The 21,307-nt window shown below is 58.5% G+C and carries 15 protein-coding genes; 9 read left to right on the top strand and 6 right to left on the bottom strand.

The window, feature by feature from the left end; translation table 11 throughout:
* Positions 1–20: 20 nt before the first annotated feature.
* From Mal65_RS12000 to Mal65_RS11990, 3 genes are all read left to right on the top strand, one after another.
* The gene (locus Mal65_RS12000) at positions 21–2,807 is read left to right on the top strand and encodes a glycoside hydrolase (RefSeq protein ID WP_145297716.1); all 2,787 of its coding nucleotides are present in this window, start codon (positions 21–23) and stop codon (positions 2,805–2,807) included.
* Positions 2,808–2,825: 18 nt separating this feature from the next.
* Positions 2,826–4,313, top strand: coding sequence for a sulfatase family protein (locus Mal65_RS11995; RefSeq protein WP_145297712.1), 1,488 nt, complete (start codon positions 2,826–2,828; stop codon positions 4,311–4,313).
* A 329-nt stretch (positions 4,314–4,642) separates the two neighbouring features.
* Complete coding sequence (locus tag Mal65_RS11990) at positions 4,643–6,205, top strand: alpha-L-fucosidase (RefSeq protein ID WP_145297709.1); 1,563 nt, start codon at positions 4,643–4,645, stop codon at positions 6,203–6,205.
* Between the two features lie 54 nt (positions 6,206–6,259).
* Here Mal65_RS11990 and Mal65_RS11985 read toward each other — a convergent pair whose 3' ends face one another.
* Both Mal65_RS11985 and Mal65_RS11980 read right to left on the bottom strand, forming a co-directional pair.
* Positions 6,260–7,291: a TIGR00341 family protein gene (locus Mal65_RS11985; protein ID WP_145297706.1), complete on the bottom strand. Its 1,032-nt coding sequence runs from the start codon at positions 7,289–7,291 to the stop codon at positions 6,260–6,262.
* Positions 7,292–7,440: 149 nt separating this feature from the next.
* Positions 7,441–10,182: a mechanosensitive ion channel domain-containing protein gene (locus Mal65_RS11980; protein WP_196784782.1), complete on the bottom strand. Its 2,742-nt coding sequence runs from the start codon at positions 10,180–10,182 to the stop codon at positions 7,441–7,443.
* A gap of 130 nt (positions 10,183–10,312) precedes the next feature.
* On the opposite strand from Mal65_RS11980, the gene Mal65_RS26995 reads away from it, so the two are divergent.
* On the top strand, positions 10,313–10,735 hold the full coding sequence (locus Mal65_RS26995; RefSeq protein WP_196784781.1) for a hypothetical protein: 423 nt from the start codon (positions 10,313–10,315) through the stop codon (positions 10,733–10,735).
* A gap of 245 nt (positions 10,736–10,980) precedes the next feature.
* Here the strand turns inward: Mal65_RS26995 and Mal65_RS11970 are convergent, their stop codons facing one another.
* Positions 10,981–12,450, bottom strand: a complete 1,470-nt coding sequence (locus Mal65_RS11970; protein WP_145297699.1) for a TonB-dependent receptor — start codon at positions 12,448–12,450, stop codon at positions 10,981–10,983.
* 318 nt (positions 12,451–12,768) lie between these two features.
* On the opposite strand from Mal65_RS11970, the gene aqpZ reads away from it, so the two are divergent.
* Positions 12,769–13,503 (top strand): aquaporin Z, encoded by a 735-nt coding sequence (gene aqpZ, locus Mal65_RS11965; protein ID WP_145297696.1) that lies wholly within the window; start codon positions 12,769–12,771, stop codon positions 13,501–13,503.
* 3 nt (positions 13,504–13,506) lie between these two features.
* Here aqpZ and Mal65_RS11960 read toward each other — a convergent pair whose 3' ends face one another.
* On the bottom strand, positions 13,507–14,574 hold the full coding sequence (locus Mal65_RS11960; protein WP_196784780.1) for an L-threonylcarbamoyladenylate synthase: 1,068 nt from the start codon (positions 14,572–14,574) through the stop codon (positions 13,507–13,509).
* Positions 14,575–14,644: 70 nt separating this feature from the next.
* Positions 14,645–15,616, bottom strand: coding sequence for an NHL repeat-containing protein (locus tag Mal65_RS11955; protein WP_165701219.1), 972 nt, complete (start codon positions 15,614–15,616; stop codon positions 14,645–14,647).
* Positions 15,617–15,795: 179 nt separating this feature from the next.
* Between Mal65_RS11955 and Mal65_RS11950 the strand changes: the two genes are divergently transcribed.
* The gene (locus Mal65_RS11950; RefSeq protein ID WP_145297690.1) at positions 15,796–16,371 is read left to right on the top strand and encodes a sigma-70 family RNA polymerase sigma factor; all 576 of its coding nucleotides are present in this window, start codon (positions 15,796–15,798) and stop codon (positions 16,369–16,371) included.
* A gap of 99 nt (positions 16,372–16,470) precedes the next feature.
* On the opposite strand, the gene pheT is transcribed toward Mal65_RS11950, so the two are convergent.
* A complete protein-coding gene (gene pheT / locus Mal65_RS11945; protein ID WP_145297687.1) occupies positions 16,471–18,507 on the bottom strand; it encodes a phenylalanine--tRNA ligase subunit beta in 2,037 nt (678 codons plus the stop codon).
* A 315-nt stretch (positions 18,508–18,822) separates the two neighbouring features.
* Between pheT and Mal65_RS11940 the strand changes: the two genes are divergently transcribed.
* The 3 genes from Mal65_RS11940 to Mal65_RS11930 all read left to right on the top strand — a co-directional run bounded on the left by Mal65_RS11940 (position 18,823) and on the right by Mal65_RS11930 (position 21,122).
* Complete coding sequence (locus Mal65_RS11940) at positions 18,823–19,266, top strand: TadE/TadG family type IV pilus assembly protein (RefSeq protein ID WP_165701218.1); 444 nt, start codon at positions 18,823–18,825, stop codon at positions 19,264–19,266.
* A 5-nt stretch (positions 19,267–19,271) separates the two neighbouring features.
* A complete protein-coding gene (locus Mal65_RS11935) occupies positions 19,272–19,718 on the top strand; it encodes a TadE/TadG family type IV pilus assembly protein (protein ID WP_145297680.1) in 447 nt (148 codons plus the stop codon).
* Positions 19,719–19,808: 90 nt separating this feature from the next.
* On the top strand, positions 19,809–21,122 hold the full coding sequence (locus Mal65_RS11930; protein ID WP_196784779.1) for a vWA domain-containing protein: 1,314 nt from the start codon (positions 19,809–19,811) through the stop codon (positions 21,120–21,122).
* The last annotated feature ends 185 nt before the right edge of the window (positions 21,123–21,307 follow it).

Below are 21,307 nucleotides of genomic sequence, written 5' to 3'. Positions count from 1 at the left end.
CGTCGCCGGCAATGCCGGTCATGACCGATCGCACCATCCTGCCACAACCGATGCAAATCTTCGCGATGAACACACGTCGATTACTGCCGTTGCAGATCCTTTTACTGATTGGGTTAGTCTTGGGCTCTCCCCTGCGGGCCGACGGATGGACCTTTGCCGAATTGAAGACGCGGCAAATTGATTCGGACCCTCGGTTCGTTTGGAAACAAGTCGCGCCGGGAATGGCGGGCAGCAATCGCCGCATTCACACCGATTCGGTCGATTCCGACAAAGTCTGGGTAACGCCCGACATGGGCAACGATTATCTGACCATCGACGGTGGTTTGCACTGGGAATCAGTCATCCCGCCCGACGGAGTTTGGGGACGCCGCCAAGAGTTGAGCGACGTGTGTGTGGCCAGCGATCCGAAGGATCCGTCTGTTGTGGTCAGCTTGAGATACGTCGGCCAATGGGCTCGTCCGAGTCAACGGATCGAAGTCAGCACCGACGGCGGCCGACGTTTTCATCCGATCACCAAGTACGCATCAGGTCGCGAACCCGATTCGCCCTGGTACACCGCGGTCGCGCATCCCGCGGAACGTGGCACCTGGTACGTCGCCAACGGAATCGACGTCGCGGAAATTCGTACCGCCGCGAGCCCCAATCCGATCGAACGTATCGACGCGTCGGCGGCGAAGGTGTGGAAGATCACGCAGATCACCAGCGACGATCGAACCATCACGGCGATTCCGAACGATGGGATGGATGACGCGACGTCGGTGTTTGATCTGTTATGTCATCCCGATGTCGACCGCTATCCCGACATGTTGTTCGCAGCCACATCGACGGGCGTCTACCGGCGTGATGATGCCACATCGCCATGGACACGAATCTTGTCGGGCTGTTGCAAGATGGACGCCAATTGGGACGGTTCAACGTTTCGGCTGTGTGTGTTGCAGCAAGCCACCTATGCCGTCGCCGGACAAACGATCGCATCGTCCGGCGGCGTGTTTATCACCCCATCACCGCAAACCGCGACGACACAAACCGGATGGATCGACAAGACATCGGACTTGCGAGTGGACTTGAAAGCTTTGCAGATCCCGATCAACCGCTTTCGATCTTTCGTCAAGTTTTGGTTCGACTTCGAAAACGGAGAAGAAGCCAAGATTCAGCTGCCCAAATCTTATTTCCCCAACTTCAACGAGATCCTGTGCGACCCGACCAACCCGGATCGCTTGTTCTTGGCCAACGGGACACGTCCGAACTTTGTCAGCATCGTGACCGGAGCCATCTGGGCATCGAACAACGGCGGTGATTCTTGGTTCGCCGCGTCACGTTTGGGAACAGGATTCCAAAAGGACGCGTATTGGGCCCAGCGACAACCCGAACGTTTGAATCGCAACATCGACCCGCAAGTTCACGACAACAAGTATCCCGATTCCTACAAGTACGACATACGCGGATGCCGTACGGCGGCCATCGCCGCCGATGGGACCGTGTTCGCCAGCGTCGACAAGGGCTACTACACCGTGAAGTATGACTTTGATGCCGACCAATGGATCAGCGTGGACAACACCCAAGTCGGCGAAGTCTACTTTGGTCACGGCAATGGTGACTTGGGGGCCTATGCCGTGGTGCCCGACATTCATCGCCGCGGTCAAATGTTCTTGTTACAACAAGAAGAATCCGTTTGGAAAACCACCGACCAAACACATCCAGACTTCCCCGGCGTCCCCGGCGTTCGTGGACTGCCCGGCTTGGTCGATCACGGTCCGTCATGGGCCCCCGGCATGCCCTACATCGCCCCAACCACGCTGGCCCAGCACCCCAGCGATCCGGACGTCTTCTATTTCTTCTCGCCGCGTCGTGGCAACTTTTGCAAGTCGACCGATCACGGCCAGTCGTTCGCGATCAATGGCGAACCGATCGTCGTTCCGGACGAAACGGCGCTGCGAGACATGGTCTATTGGCGAAACCTGCGTGTCACCAAAGACGCGATCTATGCCGTGGCCGAGGTCGTCGATGCAGACAACTTTCCGATGGGACAGACACGCATCTACAGCCAAACGGCTCGCAAAGGCATCTACAAGTCAACCGACGACGGCGTTTCGTGGACTTGTGTGAATCGCGGTTTGCCCGTCACTGCCGCCGGTCGGATCAATGGCAAAGCGGTCGGCAACGACAGCGTGTGTGTCAAAGGCTTGGTGGTCGCACCGGACGACGACCGTGTTCTGTACGCCGCCGCCAAACGTTACCAAGCCCCGGGCAAGGGATTCACCGACGGTGGACTGTACCGCACGTCCGACGGTGCATCGTCGTGGACGGCCGAAGCCATCCCGCCGGGCATTCGTTCGCTGTGGGACGTCTATCTGCACGTCGAAGACGACCGGGCGACGAAGATCTTGATCGCCGGTGGTGGAGACGGCGACGTGGCGGACTGGGGCGAAGGCGGCGTTTGGATCGCTGACTATAAACCCAACGGTGGATACCGCCCTGACGACTGGACGATGATCTTTGACCATCCGTTCTGTGCGCAAGTCGCGACCAGCCTGCGGAGCGTCCAATGGGTCTTGGTGGCGACGCGAGAAACTAGCAGCATCAACAACTTGAACCAAGGCACCTACATCACGGCCACCGGCGGAGCAGCGGGGGACGGATCGGATTGGTTCAAAATCAATCTCGGTCGCGGTCCGATGCCGTTAAGCGATATCGCATTCGACAGCGGCAAACCCGATCGCATCTGGTGCTCTGCCGCCGCGTCAGGCAGTTATTGCCTGGACCTTCGTCGCGACCGATCCGAATCCTCCCCACAGAACCAGCGGTAACGTTCCGCGGAAAATACCATGCATGCGATTGAAATCATGTACCGTCGATGGATGATTCGTCGCCGGGCTTACTGTGCCGGCGTAATGTTTGTCAGCTTGATGTTTGTCGGCTTGATGTTTGTCGGCTTGTTGACGGGGACGGCCAGAGCGGACGATAGCGACCGGCCGAACATCTTGCTGTTCATCACGGACGACGAAAGCTGGTTGGAACGCAGCATCCATGGCTGGTCCGACTTGCCCACGCCGGCGTTTGATCGTGTTGCAAAAGAAGGGGCGTTGTTCACGCACGGATTCACGTCCGCGCCGTCCTGTGCCCCGTCGCGTGCGTCGATCTTGTCCGGTCGCAACTTCTGGGAACTGCGTCAAGGTGCTTTCATTCAAGCGTACGTGCCACAGCAAATCCCGTTGTTTACCCATGTGTTGGCTCGGCACGGTTACCACGTCGGCAATACCGGCAAAGGATGGGGCCCCGGGGTGACGATCGACGAAAGTCACGATCAGATGATCGGCGAGACGTACGACGCGATTGAATTACCTGAACCGATCCCGGGGATTAGCCCGATCGACTACGCGGAAAACTTCCGGCAATTCTTGGACGACCGAGATCAGGACCAACCCTTTTTCTTCTGGGCCGGCATTCACGAACCGCATGGCCCCTACGGCGATCAAAACCATCAACGCTTGGCCGACCAGTTCGGCATGTCGCCCGACACCGTACCGATGCCGCCGGTGATGGACGATTCCGAAGCCAATCGGATCGAACGCGGCAACACGTTGTATGAAATCGCCTACGCCGACCAGCAACTGTCGCGGATGTTGGATTTATTGGAACGAACCGGACAAGACGACAATACGCTGGTCGTGGTGACATCGGACAACGGCAGCGTGGTTCTGGACGGCGAATCCCTGCGGGCCAAGGCTTCACCCTATGACAACGGTGTCCATGTTCCGCTGGCGATCCGCTGGCCGGCAAAGATGCCTGGCGGCCGAACCGTGACCGACTTCGTTAGCCTGATCGATCTGGCACCCACGTTCCTACAGTTGGCCGGGATTCCCGTTCCCGATGGTATGTCGGGGAAAAGTCTGGTTCCGATTCTGCGGTCCGAACAGTCCGGCCGAATCGATCCGAGCCGAAGCACCGTGGTCACCGGATTGGAATGGCACGGCGAATTCGATCCCGATTCACGATCCAGCCGCAGTATCCGCAACGATCAATTTTCTTACATCGTTCGCTACGGCAACATCGGCGGATCTCAGTGGGCGACTCCGATTGCCAAAGAGTTTTATGACGTCGCGAATGATCCGTGGGAACAACACAACCTGATCGATGATCCGCAATACACCGACGACATCGCATCGCTTTCCAGCCAACTGGAACAATACCAACGTCAAACGGGGGACCCACGCATCACGGGCGATCAAGACATCTTCCGCAGAACTCGCGACTACGTGCAAAAACGCAAACGCGTTGGCTATGACCAAACACTGACCCTGCCGTTTGAATAGGTTTGGCACTGACCAACAGATCGAAAGGGCAGGCTCCTTTCGATGCAGTTGCGAGTCCCCCAAGAATATGGCAACTCATCCTGTCCGTTTTGAATTTACGTCTGTACCCTTGGCATTGGTTTTCTTGGTCACCCGAAGCGTGAGTGACACGATGTCAACATGTTTTTTCCTCGCTCACGCTTCGGGTTACCAGAGAACCGAAATTCAAACCTCACGCTTCGGGCTACGACAAAGAACTGCCACAATATCGCTCAATTCAGATATGGGATCGGCCCAACGCCGAATCTCACCGGCGCGACACTTGATACTTCCGACGCGAAACGTCTCCGATGAAAACTTCAACCCTCAATCGAATCACGCCTCCACTGCCCAAAGCTGGCGCGATCTATCGGCTTGCAATAAGCGTAGTCGCCGTCTGCCTGCTGACTGGCAAGTTTTGCACTGGACAGGATTTACCTTCGTACGATCCGAATTGGGAATCGCTTCAGAAGTATCAAATTCCTGATTGGATGGCGGATGCCAAATTTGGAATCTTCGTCCACTGGGGACCGTCGTGTGTTTCCGAACACAAAACCGATTGGTATCCACGCTGGATGTATGAGGATGCGGTCCAGCGACATCACGTGACCGGTGAAATCAAAGTCCATCAACCTCATCCCGCGTACCTGTATCACGTGCAGACTTACGGCGATCCGTCCGAGGTGGGTTACAAAGATCTGATCCCCATGTTCAAAGCGGAAAACTTTGACGCGAAAGAATGGGTGGACCTGTTTGTCGAGGCCGGTGCGAAGTATGTCATTCCGGTGGCAGAGCACCATGACGGCTACGCAATGTATGACTCATCGCACACACGCTGGAACTCGGTTGAGATTGGTCCCAAACGTGATCTGTTGGCCGAACTGCGTGATGAAATTCGGCGACAAGGATTGATCTTCGGCGCGTCATCGCACTACGCGTTCAATTGGCGGTACTATCCGCAAGATCCCGCTTATGACACGGGCAATCCACAGTTCTCTGACCTGTACGCGCCGCAGCACAAACAAGGCGAACCCGCGAACAAAGAATTCTTGGAAATGTGGTGGGTTCGCACCAAGGAAATCATCGACAACTATCAGCCCGACATTTTGTGGTTCGACTTCGGACTCGATTCCCCCGAGTTCGCTCCCTATCACCCGAAGCTCGCCGCGTACTACTACAATCACGGGCGCAAACGTGGTGTGACCACAGTCTTGCAAACCAAAAACCTGCGATTCCCTTCGTATCCCAAGGGAACGCATATGTTGGATCTGGAACGCAGCAAGTCCGATGAAATGCTGGACGAACTTTGGCAGACCGACACATCGGTGGGCAGCAATTCGTGGTTTTACTGTGACGATTGGGAATCCAAGTCCGCGAACTCGTTGATCGATGATTTGGTCGACATCGTCAGCAAAAACGGTTGCTTGCTACTGAACATCGGCCCGGATAGCAGTGGTCGCATCCCAGACGAACAGGCTGATGTTTTGCGAGAGATCGGTCGCTGGTTGAAGGTCAACGGCGAAGCGATCTACGGCACGCGGCCTTGGAAAGTCTTTGGCGAAGGTCCAGCGAAAGTCGCGACCGGCCACCTTAGCGAGGGCAAAAATCGGGAATTTACCAGCGATGACATTCGATTCACAGCAAAGTCTGGCACCTTCTACGCAACGCTATTACAGGCACCTCAGGGCGAAGTGCGGATCCAATCACTCAACGCCAACGAACACCCAAGACTGAAGCAGATTGATTCCATCGCTGTGCTCGGTTCAGACCAAACCTTGAAATGGCGATTATCTGATGAGGGCCTGACGATTGAATCGATCGTTGATCCGCCATTTGACCACGCGGTCGTGCTGAAGATCAACGTGCTGGATTAACGAAAATTCCCTGCTTAGCCGCACCGTTCTGTGTCGTTCGATGTGGTGGGTTGGTCAGTTGTTCAACGTCTCGTTCTTCTGATAGACCAACAGGATGGCAATCAGTGCGATCAACAACGTGACCCAGATGGCGATCGCAATGCGCGTCGATCTCTTGGCCTGTTCTTCTTCCCACCACGATCGCGGTCGCACCCCCTGCGCAATGAACGTCGCCACGCCCGTCAAATTGACGCTGACCACATTGGCCATGACCAGCATCATCGCCCCGGCGGCAGGTCGATAGGCTCCTTCGGCGAACAACATCCCAAACGTGACGAGTGGTGGCATCAACGCAACCGCCACCATCACTCCGATCACCGCGCTGGACATGCCACGGGTGAAGGCGAAGGTTCCCGCGGCACCGGCGGCCAATGCCAAAGTCAGATCGCCAAGATTGACTTCGGTCCGGGACTGGATGGCGGGAATCTTCGGATCGACGTCCAACAAAATCCCAATGCCCAATGCGACCAACAGCGTTACGGTCACCCCGACCACGTTGGTCAGCAGCGCACGACGAAGCAAGGCAAGATCACCCAAAGTCGTCGCCAACGACATGGCCACATTGGGCCCCAAAAGCGGCGCGATCACCATGGCACCGATGATCACCGCGACGTCGTCTCGCAACAGGCCGACCGCTGCCACGACTGACGACAAGATCGTCATTGCCAGAAAGACACGATCAATGCCCAGAGTTTCTGTGATCTCACTGTACAACTCCTCACGGCTGACTCGTCCGCTGTCGCTGGTACTGTCCTGATCCGAGTCAACGTCCGCGTCAGAGTCTTGATCCGCTTCCTTGGCGACGTCGGGGCGCGGCAGAACCGCCTCGACCGGCAGTACGACGATACAGAAGCCTTCGTGGGTCCCAAACGCTTCTTCGAACCGGTCCATGATCGGCTCGGTGGCTTCGGCGGGCACCAACAAGTGCAGCACGATCCGTTGATCGGAGGTATCGCCACGCCAAGTCCCCAGAACCCTCTGGCCCTCCAACAACTCGTCAAAGTTGCCACCGGCGCCTTCGGGAATAAATATCTGCAGAAATCTCAACGCAATTCCATTCCAAGACCCGACGATCCAATGGTGGTCCCAGCGTTCCACCGCCAAGCAGGAACTATATCACGGTCGCGTGATCCAAGCACCAACCGCCCTCAGGTTCGACCGCGCGAGCAAACAAAGACGCCTGACCCCTTTTCCGGTCAGGCGGGGCGTCGACGACGGGTGGATTTGGAGAGGTTGGGGGTGTCGAAGTCGTCGTCGAAGAGGTGGTCGAGTTCGTCGCCGCCGGGCATGACGTCGGCGAGTTCGGGCTGAGACGGTTGGTTGCCGGCCAGCAGGTCTCGTTCGCTCAAGAAGGTTCGGATCAACCGTAGCATTTGATCACGGTATCGAGAAACGCTTTTGGTTTCTTCCACCCAGACGCGTACTTCGATTCGCTGTGACCGCTGGCCTACGCATACAAGCGTCGCTTGTGGTGCAGGGGTCAACAACACATCCGGTTGTTCGATCATCAATTCCTGAAGCATCCGGCACAGATCCGCGGGCCGCTGGTCGCGGGTGGTCGACACTTCCATCGCCACGGCACTCAGCCGTCCCGCCCCCATCCAGTTCACAACATCAGTGCTGACGAAGTTCTTGTTGGGCACGATGACTTCGCGACCGTCGTCATCAGCCAAGACGGTGGTCCGCAGTCGCTGAGCCGCCACGCGACCGGTGACCTTACCCACCGTGATGCGATCACCCAAACGAGCCGGCTTTTCGAACAACACGATCAAGCCGCCGAACAGATTGCGAACCATGTCTTGCAATCCGAATCCAAGGCCGATGGTCAACCCAACGGCCAGCCACTGGATTGTCTGCCAACGCAGTCCGATGAAGCGTCCGGCAATCAAACAGCCGATGCCAAAGATCAGAACGCGTCCAAGGATAAACGTGAAGTGTTCCATGCCTTCGTCAAACGAAACACGCTGCAGCACCAACGCGTCGTACAAGGCCGGAAGAAGCTTCGCCAACTGAAATGCCACAAACAATGTCGCCGCAGCCAACACTAAATGAAACGCGGTGACCGGACGAGGCTCGGTTCTTGACTGAAGGCTGCTGGTGCCGTCTGCATCGATCACCGTTTGCGTCACCACGTCGTCGACAGTCCACACCACCGGGTTCCCGACATCGGCGTTGGGAAACACATCGATCCACAGCCATCCGAAGCCGAAAATGGCGGCCAACACCAAGCCACACTGGCACAAGAACGCCAAGTGGTGTTTCAGTTCCAGAAAGTGCTCGCCCAGGGCCCCGGACACCTTTCCGGTATCCGCATAGCCACCGATCACGTCACCGTCCGCTTGATCGCGCGCCATCCCGGTGATGCGTTCCCACAGTTCTTCTGACGCGAATTTCAAACCCGGCCAGATCATGGCGGCCGACATCGCGATGACCGCCGTCCAAATCGCCCGCCGAATGATTTCCGCAGTCGTGAATCCGTATCCCAGTGCGGACAGCCCGATCATCGCGACCGGAAACGCCAGGGCCGCGATGTAAAGCAACAATCGGGCGTGGTGAATCACGCTGCCACAGAATTTTTCGATCAGCGGTTCCAGGAACCCGCCGGTCGGTTTGAACGAACGGTGCAGTGTCCAGGCGACCAACAACATGGCGGTAATAAAACCGATTCGTGACACCGATCCACGCCACATGCCCTGGTTCATCAACCCCATCAGCGTCACGGCATAGGCGGCAATCACCAATCCGGTGCCCACGATGGTCAGGTAGGTCATCGCCCGGGGCCGACGTTCCAATTCGATGTCGACGTGTTGGTCCAAGTACCCGCCGGCACGCAACCATTGCCGGGGAACTTCGATGAACAGAGCGACCAAACTGCCCGCCGCAAACGCGCTGGACGCATACAGCGTGGCTTCGGAAACGATTCCGTCGCCCAACCATCGCGAAATCAAAAAGAAGCACGAGGGGATTCCGGTCGCGACCACCACGGTCAAGATTCCGGCGGACAGTTTTCGCCGCATCGGATGCGTTTTGCGAAGACGCTTTTTGTTGCCGATTCCGATCAGCCATGACTTGGCCAACCAGCGAATGGCCAACGCAACGATGATCCAGGCCAACGTGCTGATTCCCGCCACGGGATTGTCGCGCAATTTCCGTTCAACGGTCGGACCAAAGTCGGCGCTGCGTTGGGCATCGAACAGCGCGCCCATTCCGCTTTTGAAGTTCTGTAGGTCGCCTAAACTGATCGGATCATCGCTGCGGATCCATGCCACGTGACGATCGATCAGTGCGCGATATTCGTCGGCCAAGTCACGCGACGCATTGGTCACCGAATCCAGTTCGCTGAGTTTGTTTTGATAGTCGTCATAGGCCGTGCGAAGCGAATCCAACCAGGCGTACCGCTGGTCCAACAATTCTTCGACTTGCCGTCGCAGCGGGTCGTGATCCGGGACATCGCGATAGCCGGCTTTGGCCAGCACACGTGACGCTTGGGCGATCGGGTCGGAGCCGTCAAATTCGACCAAGTCCAACTTCAGCTGTTGTTGTCGGGCTTCGGACAGTGCTTGATTGACGAACGTCGCTTGGCCGTGTTCGACCTGCCACTGGTCCAGTTGTTCTTTCTTGTGCCGCAGCAACAATCCCACGGTCGGTGTCAGACCGTGGTGTTCCAGTTTCTGCTGAACTTCTTGGAAATCATGCAACGTGGATCGTCGGTTCCGATCCGCATCGTGGACCTGATCGGACAGCCGCAGGTACGATCTCGCCGCTTCGACCCATTGCCTGACGAACTGAGCGTTTTCGTAGGCGACGTCGGCGATGACCGGTGCCCCCGATCGATAGATCGAGTCAAACCGGTCGATGGAGTCCCGGGCCGATCGCAGATGTTGGTCCGCGTAGACCGAAGTCGCCCAATCGTCGGGTTCACGATGGTCTTTGGGCAACAGCGGATAACTGGCCGGGTCAGCGTTGACCGACGAGGGGTTGGTTTTGGCGACAGGGTCGGCAGACGAACGAGATGATTGAGACGGACGGGTTGTTCGAGCCGAACGGGGCGAACCGAAACGCGACGTCGTGTTGGATCGCGTGTTGGCAAAGGTGGATTTTCCGTTGGTCTCCGGTGACGTCGTGTTGCGGATCGGCCGCGTCACGATGGTCGAACCGGACGTCGGTTGGGTGCCGCGAGTCACCGCCGCCGATGACGAAGATCGCATCGGACGTTCGGAAATGACGCGTTCCGATACGATGACCGGCCGGCCGACGGGTGTCGATGAAATGACTTGGCCGTGCAGCGGCGGTGCGACCGGACCGTGGACGATGATCTGTTGGGCCGTCGACAAGCTGGGAAGCAACGCGACGATGATTGCCAACGCCCACGCGTGGCCGGACGCCGGAATCCGCCGCGATCGGCGCCCGATATTCGTGTGCGGCCACGGGCGAGGCGACAAGCCGGATGAGAGGGTGATCAGTTTGGGGCGCATCGGAACCGCAGCCTGAAAGTCGAGTTGGCGGCAGGGAAAGCCGGATTCTTTGCCGCCAATTCAGGACGGACCGGTTGTCCATACGCCAAAACGCCCTCTCGCCGCCACAGCGATCCAGTTTCACGCTGTGCTCAAGTGCTGATGCGGGCCCGAGTGCTGATGCGGGCCCGAGTGCTGATGCGGGCCCGAGTGCTGATGCGGGCCCGAGTGCTGATGCGGGCCCGAGTGCTGATGCGGGCCCGAGTGCTGATGCGGAGAGAGTCAGATGTTCGCCGGCATGCCGATGCTGGGGGTCGGCGGCAACATCGCAGCCAGGCGAGATTCCGTCACGCCGGCTTTGTGGCCGAAGAATCCGCGTCGTTTGATCACGCTGGCCACTTCCGCCGGTACATGGTCTTCCCAAGCCGGGTCGCCCGCGTCGATCATCTTCAACACTTCGCGTGAGAACGTCGAAAGGTGTTCCGGGTTGTATGCGTCCAGCTGTTCGATGCACCCGGTGTCGACCAAATAGTGATAAAGCTTGTCCAAGTCGGGCGAGACCGAAAGGTTGTCGACCGTCGTCAGTGTGCCCGTTTCGCGATCCAACAGCGGGTAGATGTACAGCTTCAAATCGTTCTTGAACATGCGTCCGAACGATTCCAAGATGCCGCCTTCCAGACCGGTGTAATACTTTTCGTTGAACAGTTCGGCCAGGCTGCCGGCACCCAGCGTGATCCCGATCCGCTCTTTCGTGTACCGCGAAAGGTAGGCGGCCAAGCGATAAAATTCGAAGTAGTCGGAGATCAACACCGTCATGCCGCATGCGGCCAAGGTGTCGGCGCGGGCCAGGAAGTCACGCAGATCGATGTCGCCGTTGGCTTGCAAATTCCGCATGGTGATTTCGGCCAATTGGACGATGCGGTCCTCTTCCACGTCGGCTTCCTTTTTGAAGCTTTCCCGTGCGGCCGACAGCATGTCCAAGTTGACATGGGTGACCGGGCGAAAGCTGCCGCGTTCGACCAGAATCGGTCGCTTGTACAGGACTTCCGACGGCTGTAGGACGTCGCCCGATGCGGAGAACATTGCGGCGTTACTGAGTCCCAGCTGCACCAATCGCAGGCTCATCACCCGGTTGTCAACGTGACGGAATGCGATGCCGGAAAACTCAATCATGTCGATCTCGATCCGCTGCGTCGACAGATTGTCCAACAACGATTCGAGCAATTGTTCGGGTTCGTGGTGCATGAAGAACGCACCGTACAACAAGTTCACGCCGACGATACCGAGCGCTTCTTGCTGTGCTTCCATGTTCTTGTCCAGCATTCGGACGTGAATGATGATCTGGCTGTCTTCGTCCCGCGGGTGTGCCTGGAAACGAATCCCCATCCATCCGTGGCATTCGTTGGTGCCGTGATAGTTGCGGGCCGAAACAGTGTCGGCGAACGCAAAGAAGGCGGTCGAATCGCCACGGCTTTCACGCAACCGTTCCAAGTTCAATTTGTGTTCGCGATCCAGCATGTCTTCCAACCGCTGGCGACAAACGTAGCGGTCGCATTTGCCATAGATCGCGTCGCTGACGGACATGTCATAGGCGGACATGCTTTTGGCGATCGTGCCAGCGGCAGCACCGACGCGAAAGAACCACCGAACGACTTCTTGGCCGGCACCAATTTCGGCGAACGATCCATAGCGTCGGGAATCCAGATTGACTTGCAGAGCTTTCCGGTCGGTGGTGGGGCGTTCGCTGGGCATGGTTCGTTTCGTTTTCCGTACTGCCTTGGAAGCTTTCAGCCGCCTGAAAGCGCAATGGTTAGACAATAGGTTCTTGCCGACAAACCAAACGCAGTCGGTAAAAAACCCGGAAAACTTCGGCCACGCGCATCCCTCAAGCGAAACCTGCCCCGATCGATCCTTTCAATCCCGACGACCGGTAAGTCGTGGGGTGACCATTGAAACCAGGTCTGAAACCGGCGTGGTACGACGATTCCGGTGCGGTCCGCGATGATCGACTCCGCGAAAGAGTGTGTCCCCCACACCCCACACTTTGATTTTTGGCGAAGGATGTCGCTTATGCATCGCAAGTTATTGGCCGAGATGATCGGCACGTTCATTCTGGTTTTCGGCGGCTGCGGTGCAGCGGTCTTCGCGGCCAACATTCCCAACGAAGAATCCGCCGCATTGGCCACCAACATGGGATTCGGATACTTGGGCGTCAGCTTCGCGTTCGGTCTGACGGTCTTGGGATGTGCGTACGCCTTTGGTGGTGTTTCGGGTTGTCACTTGAACCCCGCGGTGACGGTTGGCTTGACGGCCGCGGGTCGATTCAAGCCTGCCGAATTGCCCGGCTATGTGATCGCCCAAGTCGTCGGGGCGATCGCCGCGTCCGGCTTGCTGTATTTTCTGTTGCAACAGGGGCCCGATGGCTATGTCATCACCGAAGGCCGATTGGCGGCAAACGGATACGGCGAATTTTCGCCCAGCGGGTACAGCATGCTGGCCGCTTTGGTTGCCGAAATCGTTTGCACGTTCATCTTTTTGATCGTGATCTTGGGGGCGACCTCCAAGCACGCTTCACCGGCCGCCGCGGGCATCGCCATCGGATTGACGCTGACACTGATTCACCTGGTCGACATCCCGTTGACCAACTGCAGCGTGAACCCGGCACGCAGCACAGGACCGGCCGTCTTTGTGGGCGGATCCGCGATCGGCCAACTGTGGTTGTTCTGGGTCGCGCCGCTTGCCGGTGCCGCGTTGGCCGGAATGGTCAGCCGCATCGTCAACGCCGATGACGCGGACGCCGCATAGGACCTAATGGGTTTGATCAACCGACCGCGTCGCACGACGCAGTCGGTCCATGATCGCGCGGCCGATACCGGATTCTTCACAGCGATCGATCACCAACAGGTCACAGTCACTCTGGTCGGCTTCGCGTAAGACGGCAAACAAGCTTGACGCGATTCTTCGCAGGTCGCCCGTTTCGTCGACGACCCAAACTTGGTCAAACCGCGACCGCTGGGCATCATTCAATTTGCCGAATGCGATGCGGCCGGTTCTTTGCGGTGCTTGAAAAGATGGATCGCGAAGCAGGGTTTCATAACGGTCCAAAAAAACCAACGTTTTGTCGGGCGAATAGTGCGTGGGCAACTGACCGGGCGCGACCTGAGCCTGGGTGTGATTGCCATCTTGGTCCGGAACATGGATCTGGCCAAAAACGCTGCGAAGCTGCTCCGCCGTGATGCCACCGGGACGCAATAACCTGGGTCCGTCGGCGTTCAATTGAATGATGGTCGATTCGACACCCCAGTCACAACGGCCTCCGTCCAAGACCATCGCCACAGATTGCCCCAATCCATCGGCGACGTGCCGGGCGGTCGTCGGGCTGACGTAGTTGGACACGTTGGCACTGGGCGCGGCCAAAGGAAACGGACACTGTTTCAACAGCTTCCGCATCACGTGATGATCGGGCACACGAATCGCAACGGTGTCTCGGCCGGCGGTGACGATGTCGGGAATCGATGTCGATCGTGGGACCACGACCGTCAGCGGTCCGGGCCACAGCGCTGACGCGATGTCCCATTGGTCGATCAGGGCCGAGTCCACGTCTGCGTTGCGTCGGTCACCCACAAACAATGACGTGTACCGTCGCGCGGCGGTCGCGTCAGCGGTATGCACGATCAAAGGGTTGGTGCTGGGGCGCCCTTTGGCTTGATAGATCTTTGACACCGCGTCATCGCGAGTCGCATCGGCGGCCAAGCCATAGACCGTCTCGGTGGGAACGCCCACCAGATTTCCGGCGGTCAACTCGGCCGCGGCACGACGGATCGCCGAATCGGTGGGCGGATGAATCAGCGAAGCGGGATCGGTGGCTTGGTTCAACGGACGACGGGGTTGCCGATGGGCAGATGGGGAAACGGAAATGCCGAAAGGTCTGTCACCGACTGGCTTGTCACTGATCTTCGAACAGCAGCATCCGGTCGTTCTCCGAATCAGCCAGCCAGAACGATCGGCCCTGCCCCGTCGCGGCGATCCCGTGGGGTCGCTTCAATTCGGTCGTCGCCGCAGCCTGATTGCCGCCCAGCACGGTTTCGATACGGTCCGCGGCGACGTCGATGCGACGCACGCAGTGGTTTTCGGTGTCGACGACTAGCACGCCGCCTTCGGCATCGATGTCCAGACCTTTGGGGCCGTTCATCGTCGCGGCTTTGGCAGATCCGCCGTCACCGTCATAGCCTTTTCGGCCGGTGCCGGCGATATGGTGCAGCGTATCGGTCGCGCGATCCAAACGCCAGATACTGTTGCCTTCACGCAATGCGATCCAAACCGAGTTGTCATCAACGGCAAGCGAACGGGGACCGAACAGCGAAGCCTGTTGGCGAGCTTGGCCGTCCTTGGGAAGTTCGGGTGAACCGTCGCCGCAGTATGGCGATACCACACCGGACTTTAGATCCAGCTTGCGAATGCGGTGATTTTTGGTGTCGGCGATCAGCAACGTCTTGTCGTCCAGCACCACGACGCTGTGTGGCTGGTTGAACAAGGCGGATCCGCCGGGGCCATCGGCGAAGCCGGCTTTGCCCGTTCCCGCGATGACTTGGTAGTGATGGTCCGCCGGATCGTTTTGTCCGGCACTGCCGCCGTCGGTATCGACGCGGATGATTCGATGATTCCGAGTGTCGGCGATGTACAACTGTTTGGCGTCACCGACGCGGACTTCGTGCGGCCACTGAAACACACCGGCTTCGGCGCCACCGATCAGCGGCCGATAGCGATCGTCGGGGGAAATCAATCCAACGCTTTCATCGGTGATGCTGGTGACCCAAACGTCATCACCGTCGACTTCCACACCAAAGGGCATGCCGACCGGAACGGTCGCCGTGACGGTTTGCGACCAGACGGCCGAGACGTTCACGGATAACAGCATCAGAACCGCCAGCGTGAACGAGATCGGATGCGGGCGACGGAACCAATCGCGCGAGGTTCGCACTACAATACGGTGACTCATTTGGCGGTATGTCTCCCAGACGCAAGGTCTTGTCGGCGGTTTGTCGCGGCGTTGCCCTCCGGCGAAGACAACGGCTGCGTTTTCACGGCCAGGATATCATGAACGACGAAACCGAACCGGACATCGACCTGACCGACCCTTCGGTGATCGCCCGTTATGAGCCGTATCTGCGAATGCTGGCCCGGACTCAATCGCGTCGTGCGTACCAGGCCAAAGTCGGTGCCAGCGACATGGTTCAGCAAGTAATGTTGCAGGCGGTGCAGGGGTTTGACGGTTTTCGCGGCAAGACCGAGGCCGAATTGCGGGGCTGGCTGCGACAAATCTTGGCGAATCATTTGTGTCACCTGGATCGCGACATGCATCGTGACAAACGCGATGTGTCCAGGGAACAGTCGATGCAGCAAGCCGTCCATCAATCGTCGATGCGTCTGGAACAGTTACTGGCCGGCGATATGGCCACGCCCAGCCAACACATGGCGGTCGGCGAGAGTGTGATTCGGCTGGCGACGGCGATCGAAAAGCTGCCGGACGACCAGCGTGATGCCGTGCGTCTGCACTATTTGGATGGCTTGAAATTGGCCGAGGTGGCGCAGCGGATGGGGAAGTCCAATGGCTCGATCGCCGGCCTGTTGCACCGGGGAATGAAACAGTTGCGTCGGGAGTTCGAAGCGTAGGCCATGTGAGGCGGGACGGGGTGCGGGCGCGCGCCCCTACTGCCGCAAAGCGAAACGCTGTCGCGAATCGAAAAGCGGCGATGCCTCAGCCGATTCGGATTACTGAAGCAACTTGGCACTGAGCTTTTGATCGCAGGCGTCGACGATCGATTGGATCATCGTGTCGGCTTGCTGGCCGCTTAGCGTTTCGGTGTCACTTTGCAATTCGACCGACAACAACACGCGTTTCGTATCAGGCCCGTCCTTGTCGGCATCGCGATACGTTTCGACATAACGCACGCCGGCCAAGTTTTCATCAACGGCCGATCGCACCACGGTTTCCAGATCACCCCAACGGACGGATTCGGCCAGAACGAAATTCAAATCACGCTGGATCGACGGGAACGGGCTGATCGACTGTTGCTGTGGCACCAAGTTGGCCAATTCAAAGACGACCGGCAGCGACAGTTCCGCAACCTGGACCGGATCGGGCAGCTTCCACGACTTCAGCGTGGCCGCGTCCACCGTCCCCATGTACCCGATCTCGTGCGACTGACCATCCGCTTGAATCATCAACTTCGACGCGGTACCGGATTGAATGCCCTGGCAATCCAAGACGTCAACGGTCAAGCGTCCTTGCACGCCCAGACGACCGCACAGTGTTTCCACGATCCCCTTGAGCTGGAAGAAATCGCCACCGCGAACCAGACCCAACGCGTACGTTTCTTCGGGCAGCCCGTCGTCGTCCGCCGATGGCAGATAGATGTGTGCGATCTCAAACAAGTCCGCGTGTAGGCTGGAGGCCGACCAATTTCCCGCACGACTGGACAGCAGGCTGGGGATCAGCGAACGCCGCAACCGACGCGAACCTTCCAGCATTGCCGTTTGCGTTTGCATCGCGGGCCGATCGGTCCAGGGGCTGATCGATTCGTCCAGCTTTCGGGTCACCACGCTGGGCGTCATCGCTTCGGAAATCCCCGCCGACGTCAACACACGGCGAACTTTCGAAACGGCCGTGTCGAACGAGCGAGCCCGACTGGGGGCGACCGGAATGGATGCGTTTTCGGGGATCTTGTCATAGCCATGGATCCGTGCGACTTCTTCGATCAAGTCGGCTTCACGCGTCAGGTCATGACGCCACGTCGGCGGAACGAACGCGTGACTTTCGCTGGTCGTCGACTTGTCTTCTGTACAGCCCAGGGCGGTCAAGATCCGCTGGATCTCCGTTTGGGCGATTCGGATTCCCAAAATACGTTCGACTTGTGACAAACGCAGAACGATCGGCGGACGTGCCGGGATCTCCGGTGCAGTGTCTAGAACGCCGTTGCAAACCGTGCCGCCGGCGTGTTGTGTGATCAGCTGGCATGCCCGGCGGCTGGCCCAATCGATCCCGGCCGGGTCGACGCGTCGTTCGAACCGGTACGACGACGGACTGTGCAGCTTCAACGCCCGCGCGGCACGGCGAACGGACAGCGGCGTAAAGTCGGCGGCTTCGATCACCAAGTTCGTCGACGCTTCATTGATCTCCGAATCGGCCCCGCCCATCACCCCGGCGACCGCCGATGCTTTTTCGCCATCGGCGATGACGCACATCGACGGGTCCAATGCGTACTGGCGGTGATCGATCGCTTCGATGGTTTCGTCTTTGTCGGCGGGACGGACGACGATCTTCTGGCCGGCGATCTTGTCATAGTCAAACGCATGCAGGGGTTGGCCGCATTCCATCATCACGAAATTTGTGATGTCGACGACGTTGTTGACCAGGCCGATGCCGACGCTTTCCAAGACGTCCGCGATCTCTGTCGGGCTGGGGCCGATCTTGACACCCTGGATGACGCGGGCGGTGTAGCGTGGGCAAGCGTCGGGAAAACGATTCTCCACGCTCAACAGCGATTTCACCGCCGTATCGCCTTCGGTCAACTCGACCTTGGGCACGCAAACCTGTTGATCGAACAGCACGCCGACTTCGCGGGCCACGCCCAGATGCCCCAGACAGTCGCCGCGATTGCTGGTGACTTCCAAGTCGATCACGACGTCGTCACCCACCGTTTCGCTGGACTCGTGATTCAATCCGGAAAAGCTGAATCGATCCTCCAGTTCCTTCTGTGGCATGTCCAGATTGACGTAGCGGGAAAGCCATTTCCAGGAAACAAGCATGTCGCTGTGTTGGGTGTTTTGCGGAACGGAGGCGGTGGGGATGGACGCACAGACGGATTCGACGGCGACCCACCGGGGGCCACAAAGCCGTCATCGAGCCACGGATGATAGAAAAAGTCGCCTGCGATGGGGAGGCATGACGCGGTGGCGGCACACAAACCGGTGACCGTCAAACCGTGCGACAAAAATTTTAACGATCGGCCCGTCACGCCAGGGAAACGCGAGCTAGGTTTCCCAAAGAGGATCAGTCCCGCGTCATTGTGGGCCGCTGATCCCGCCCTTTTTTTGCTCGTCCACTTGTCCCGAAGAACCGTCATGTCCGGAACGATTGCCAGAACCGTGCCGCGTCGATCGCGTCAGCATCGCCGGGGGACTGCCACGGTGGAAGCCGCCATCGTGTTGCCCGTGCTGTTGACTTTGACACTGGGCACGATGGATTTGTGTTCGCTGTTTTTCCTTCGCGAAACCGTCACCTTGGCCGCCTATGAAGGTGCCCGAGCCGGTGTGGGATCCGAGGCCACCAACGGCGATGCGATCGCACGAGTCAACGAATTCCTGAGTCAACGCGACGTGGAAACCGGCGGCAACGCGGTGTCGATCGCGGCCCCTGGGTTCGACGGTGCGGACACTCTGGAAAACGTCACGCTGACCGTCACCGTGCCGGTCAGCGGCAATCTGTTGCTGCCGGGATCGATCTATGACGGCTGGACCGTTTCGTCCAGCGTCACGATGCGCAAAGAATACGCCAACCAGGATTGATCAACATGCGGCAACCAAAAATCAATCGCCCGCGTCGAATCCGCACGCCTCGTCCCGCCGATCGTCGCGGCGCCGCGATGGTGGAATTCGCCGTCGTGGCCAACGTCCTGTTCCTGGTCATCTTCACGTGTTGTGAATTCGCCCGCATGAACATGGTCCGCAACCTGACCCAAGACGCCGCCTACTTTGCCGCACGCCAAGCCATCGTGCCGGGCGCGACGGCCGCCGATGCGGAAGTCGAAGCCGAACGGTTGATGTCGTCGATGGTCGGCGAAGGTTACACCGTGAGCGTGGCGGAACTGGGCGAAAACAGCGAAGAAGTCAGCGTGACCGTCAGCGTGGACTTGGACGAAGTCGCGTTCTTTACGTCCATGTTCATGCCCAGTGCGACGATCGAATCGACCGCTCGGATGCGAACCGAACGTTATGCCGGTTTCTACCAGCCGGATTGATCGGCCGAAACGCCGACACAGCCAAGCCCACTTGATTGATCCCCCTTGCCATTTTCGTTCGACGACCAGCCCACCATCGAGACCGCCGACATGAACGAGACGCTCCGCAATACCGCTCCGAACGAGAAACAACCCGGTACAACCGTCAATGCGTTGCACCGGAGAGTTCAACGGATGCCACGTGGCCGACGACGTGGAAGCGTGATGGCCCTGATGGCCTTCATCCTGCCGTTGCTGGCGTTGATGGCGGCTTTCTGTGTGAACCTGGCACACATGCAATTGACGCGGACCGAGCTGATCGTCGCGACCGACGCGGCGGCTCGTGCCGGGGGTCGTGCGTTTAGCGAAGAACAGACGGTCGACGCCGCCAAAGATGCCGCCGTTGCCACCGCCTTGCTGAACAGTGTCGATGGGATGCCGTTACAGCTGCGTCGTGAAGATGCCGCCAATGAGATCGAATTCGGCAGCACGTCGCAGCCTGGTGGCCTGGGTAGCCGTTACTACTTCACCAAAGTTTCGACATCCGACGTGGCCGCCAACCAGGTGATCGCCAGTGCGGTTCGCGTCAATGGACGTCGCGATTCCAGTTCGCTGGGTGGCGTGATTCCGCTGGTGTTCCCCAAGTTCTTTTCGCGAGACTACTTTGAACCCACCCAACGTTCGGTCGCCATGCAGGTGGACCGGGACATCAGTTTGGTGCTGGACCGCAGCGGATCGATGGAATGGCTGACATGGCCCGATGGCGATTCGCCGTGGAACTATGACGTCTATGCCGAAGCGGCCGACGCGGGAATCCTGTATCGCAGCCGAGGTGGGTACTACTACAGCCGCGGCGAAGACCAGGCGTCGTTCGAACGCTGGGCCTGGGACAACTACTTCGATTACGACGTACCGCCGGCGGTGAAGTGGAACAGCCTTGTCGATGCCGTCGAAGCGTTCTTTGACGTTTTGGACGACACCCCACAAAGTGAACAAGCGGCGATCGCCAGTTACGCCAGCACCGGATCGCGTGATTCATGGCTGGACCCGGACTTTGACGTCGCGATGAATGCCGTTGACAACCTGAATACCGGTGGTGGAACAGGGATCGGCCGCGGCATGCGTGAAGGCATCAAGCACTTTCAACATGCCAACGCACGTCCGTTCGCATCAAAAACGATGGTGGTGATGACCGACGGGAACCACAACACGGGCGAAGACCCGTTGGACGTGGCTCGTGAATTTGCGTCGACCTACAACATGACCATTCACACGGTGACGTTTGGATCGGATGCCAACCAGTCCGACATGCACGACGTGGCTGCGGCCTGTAACGGTAAACACTATCACGCCGAGAGCGGCGAACAGTTGATCGCGGTTTTTCAAGAGATCGCGAACAATTTGCCGACGCTGTTGACCGAATAAGACGCGTCTTCATCCACGGCATCCGGAACGATGCCGGACGTCAATCTGATTTGACGTTTTTCTGTCAACGTCGTCTTCATGACGACATTTTGAAAGCTAGACTCCATCGGGTCGATTGTCTCGACCGGTGGAGTTTGTCATTTCAGCTCCGATGCAACCACTTGTCAGCACGCTCGCTTATTGCG

This window comes from Crateriforma conspicua, from assembly GCF_007752935.1.
GTDB classification, from domain to species: domain Bacteria; phylum Planctomycetota; class Planctomycetia; order Pirellulales; family Pirellulaceae; genus Crateriforma; species Crateriforma conspicua.
This window is presented reverse-complemented; position numbering and strand designations above follow the sequence as displayed.

Coding starts and splice junctions, on each gene's coding strand:
- Mal65_RS12000 (WP_145297716.1), top strand. CDS start 21: ATGACCGATCGCACCATCCTGCCACAACCGATGCAAATCTTCGCGATG.
- Mal65_RS11995 (WP_145297712.1), top strand. CDS start 2,826: ATGCATGCGATTGAAATCATGTACCGTCGATGGATGATTCGTCGCCGG.
- Mal65_RS11990 (WP_145297709.1), top strand. CDS start 4,643: ATGAAAACTTCAACCCTCAATCGAATCACGCCTCCACTGCCCAAAGCT.
- Mal65_RS11970 (WP_145297699.1), bottom strand. CDS start 12,450: ATGCCCAGCGAACGCCCCACCACCGACCGGAAAGCTCTGCAAGTCAAT.
- aqpZ (WP_145297696.1), top strand. CDS start 12,769: ATGCATCGCAAGTTATTGGCCGAGATGATCGGCACGTTCATTCTGGTT.
- Mal65_RS11955 (WP_165701219.1), bottom strand. CDS start 15,616: ATGCTGTTATCCGTGAACGTCTCGGCCGTCTGGTCGCAAACCGTCACG.
- Mal65_RS11950 (WP_145297690.1), top strand. CDS start 15,796: ATGAACGACGAAACCGAACCGGACATCGACCTGACCGACCCTTCGGTG.
- pheT (WP_145297687.1), bottom strand. CDS start 18,507: ATGCTTGTTTCCTGGAAATGGCTTTCCCGCTACGTCAATCTGGACATG.
- Mal65_RS11940 (WP_165701218.1), top strand. CDS start 18,823: ATGTCCGGAACGATTGCCAGAACCGTGCCGCGTCGATCGCGTCAGCAT.
- Mal65_RS11935 (WP_145297680.1), top strand. CDS start 19,272: ATGCGGCAACCAAAAATCAATCGCCCGCGTCGAATCCGCACGCCTCGT.
- Mal65_RS11930 (WP_196784779.1), top strand. CDS start 19,809: ATGAACGAGACGCTCCGCAATACCGCTCCGAACGAGAAACAACCCGGT.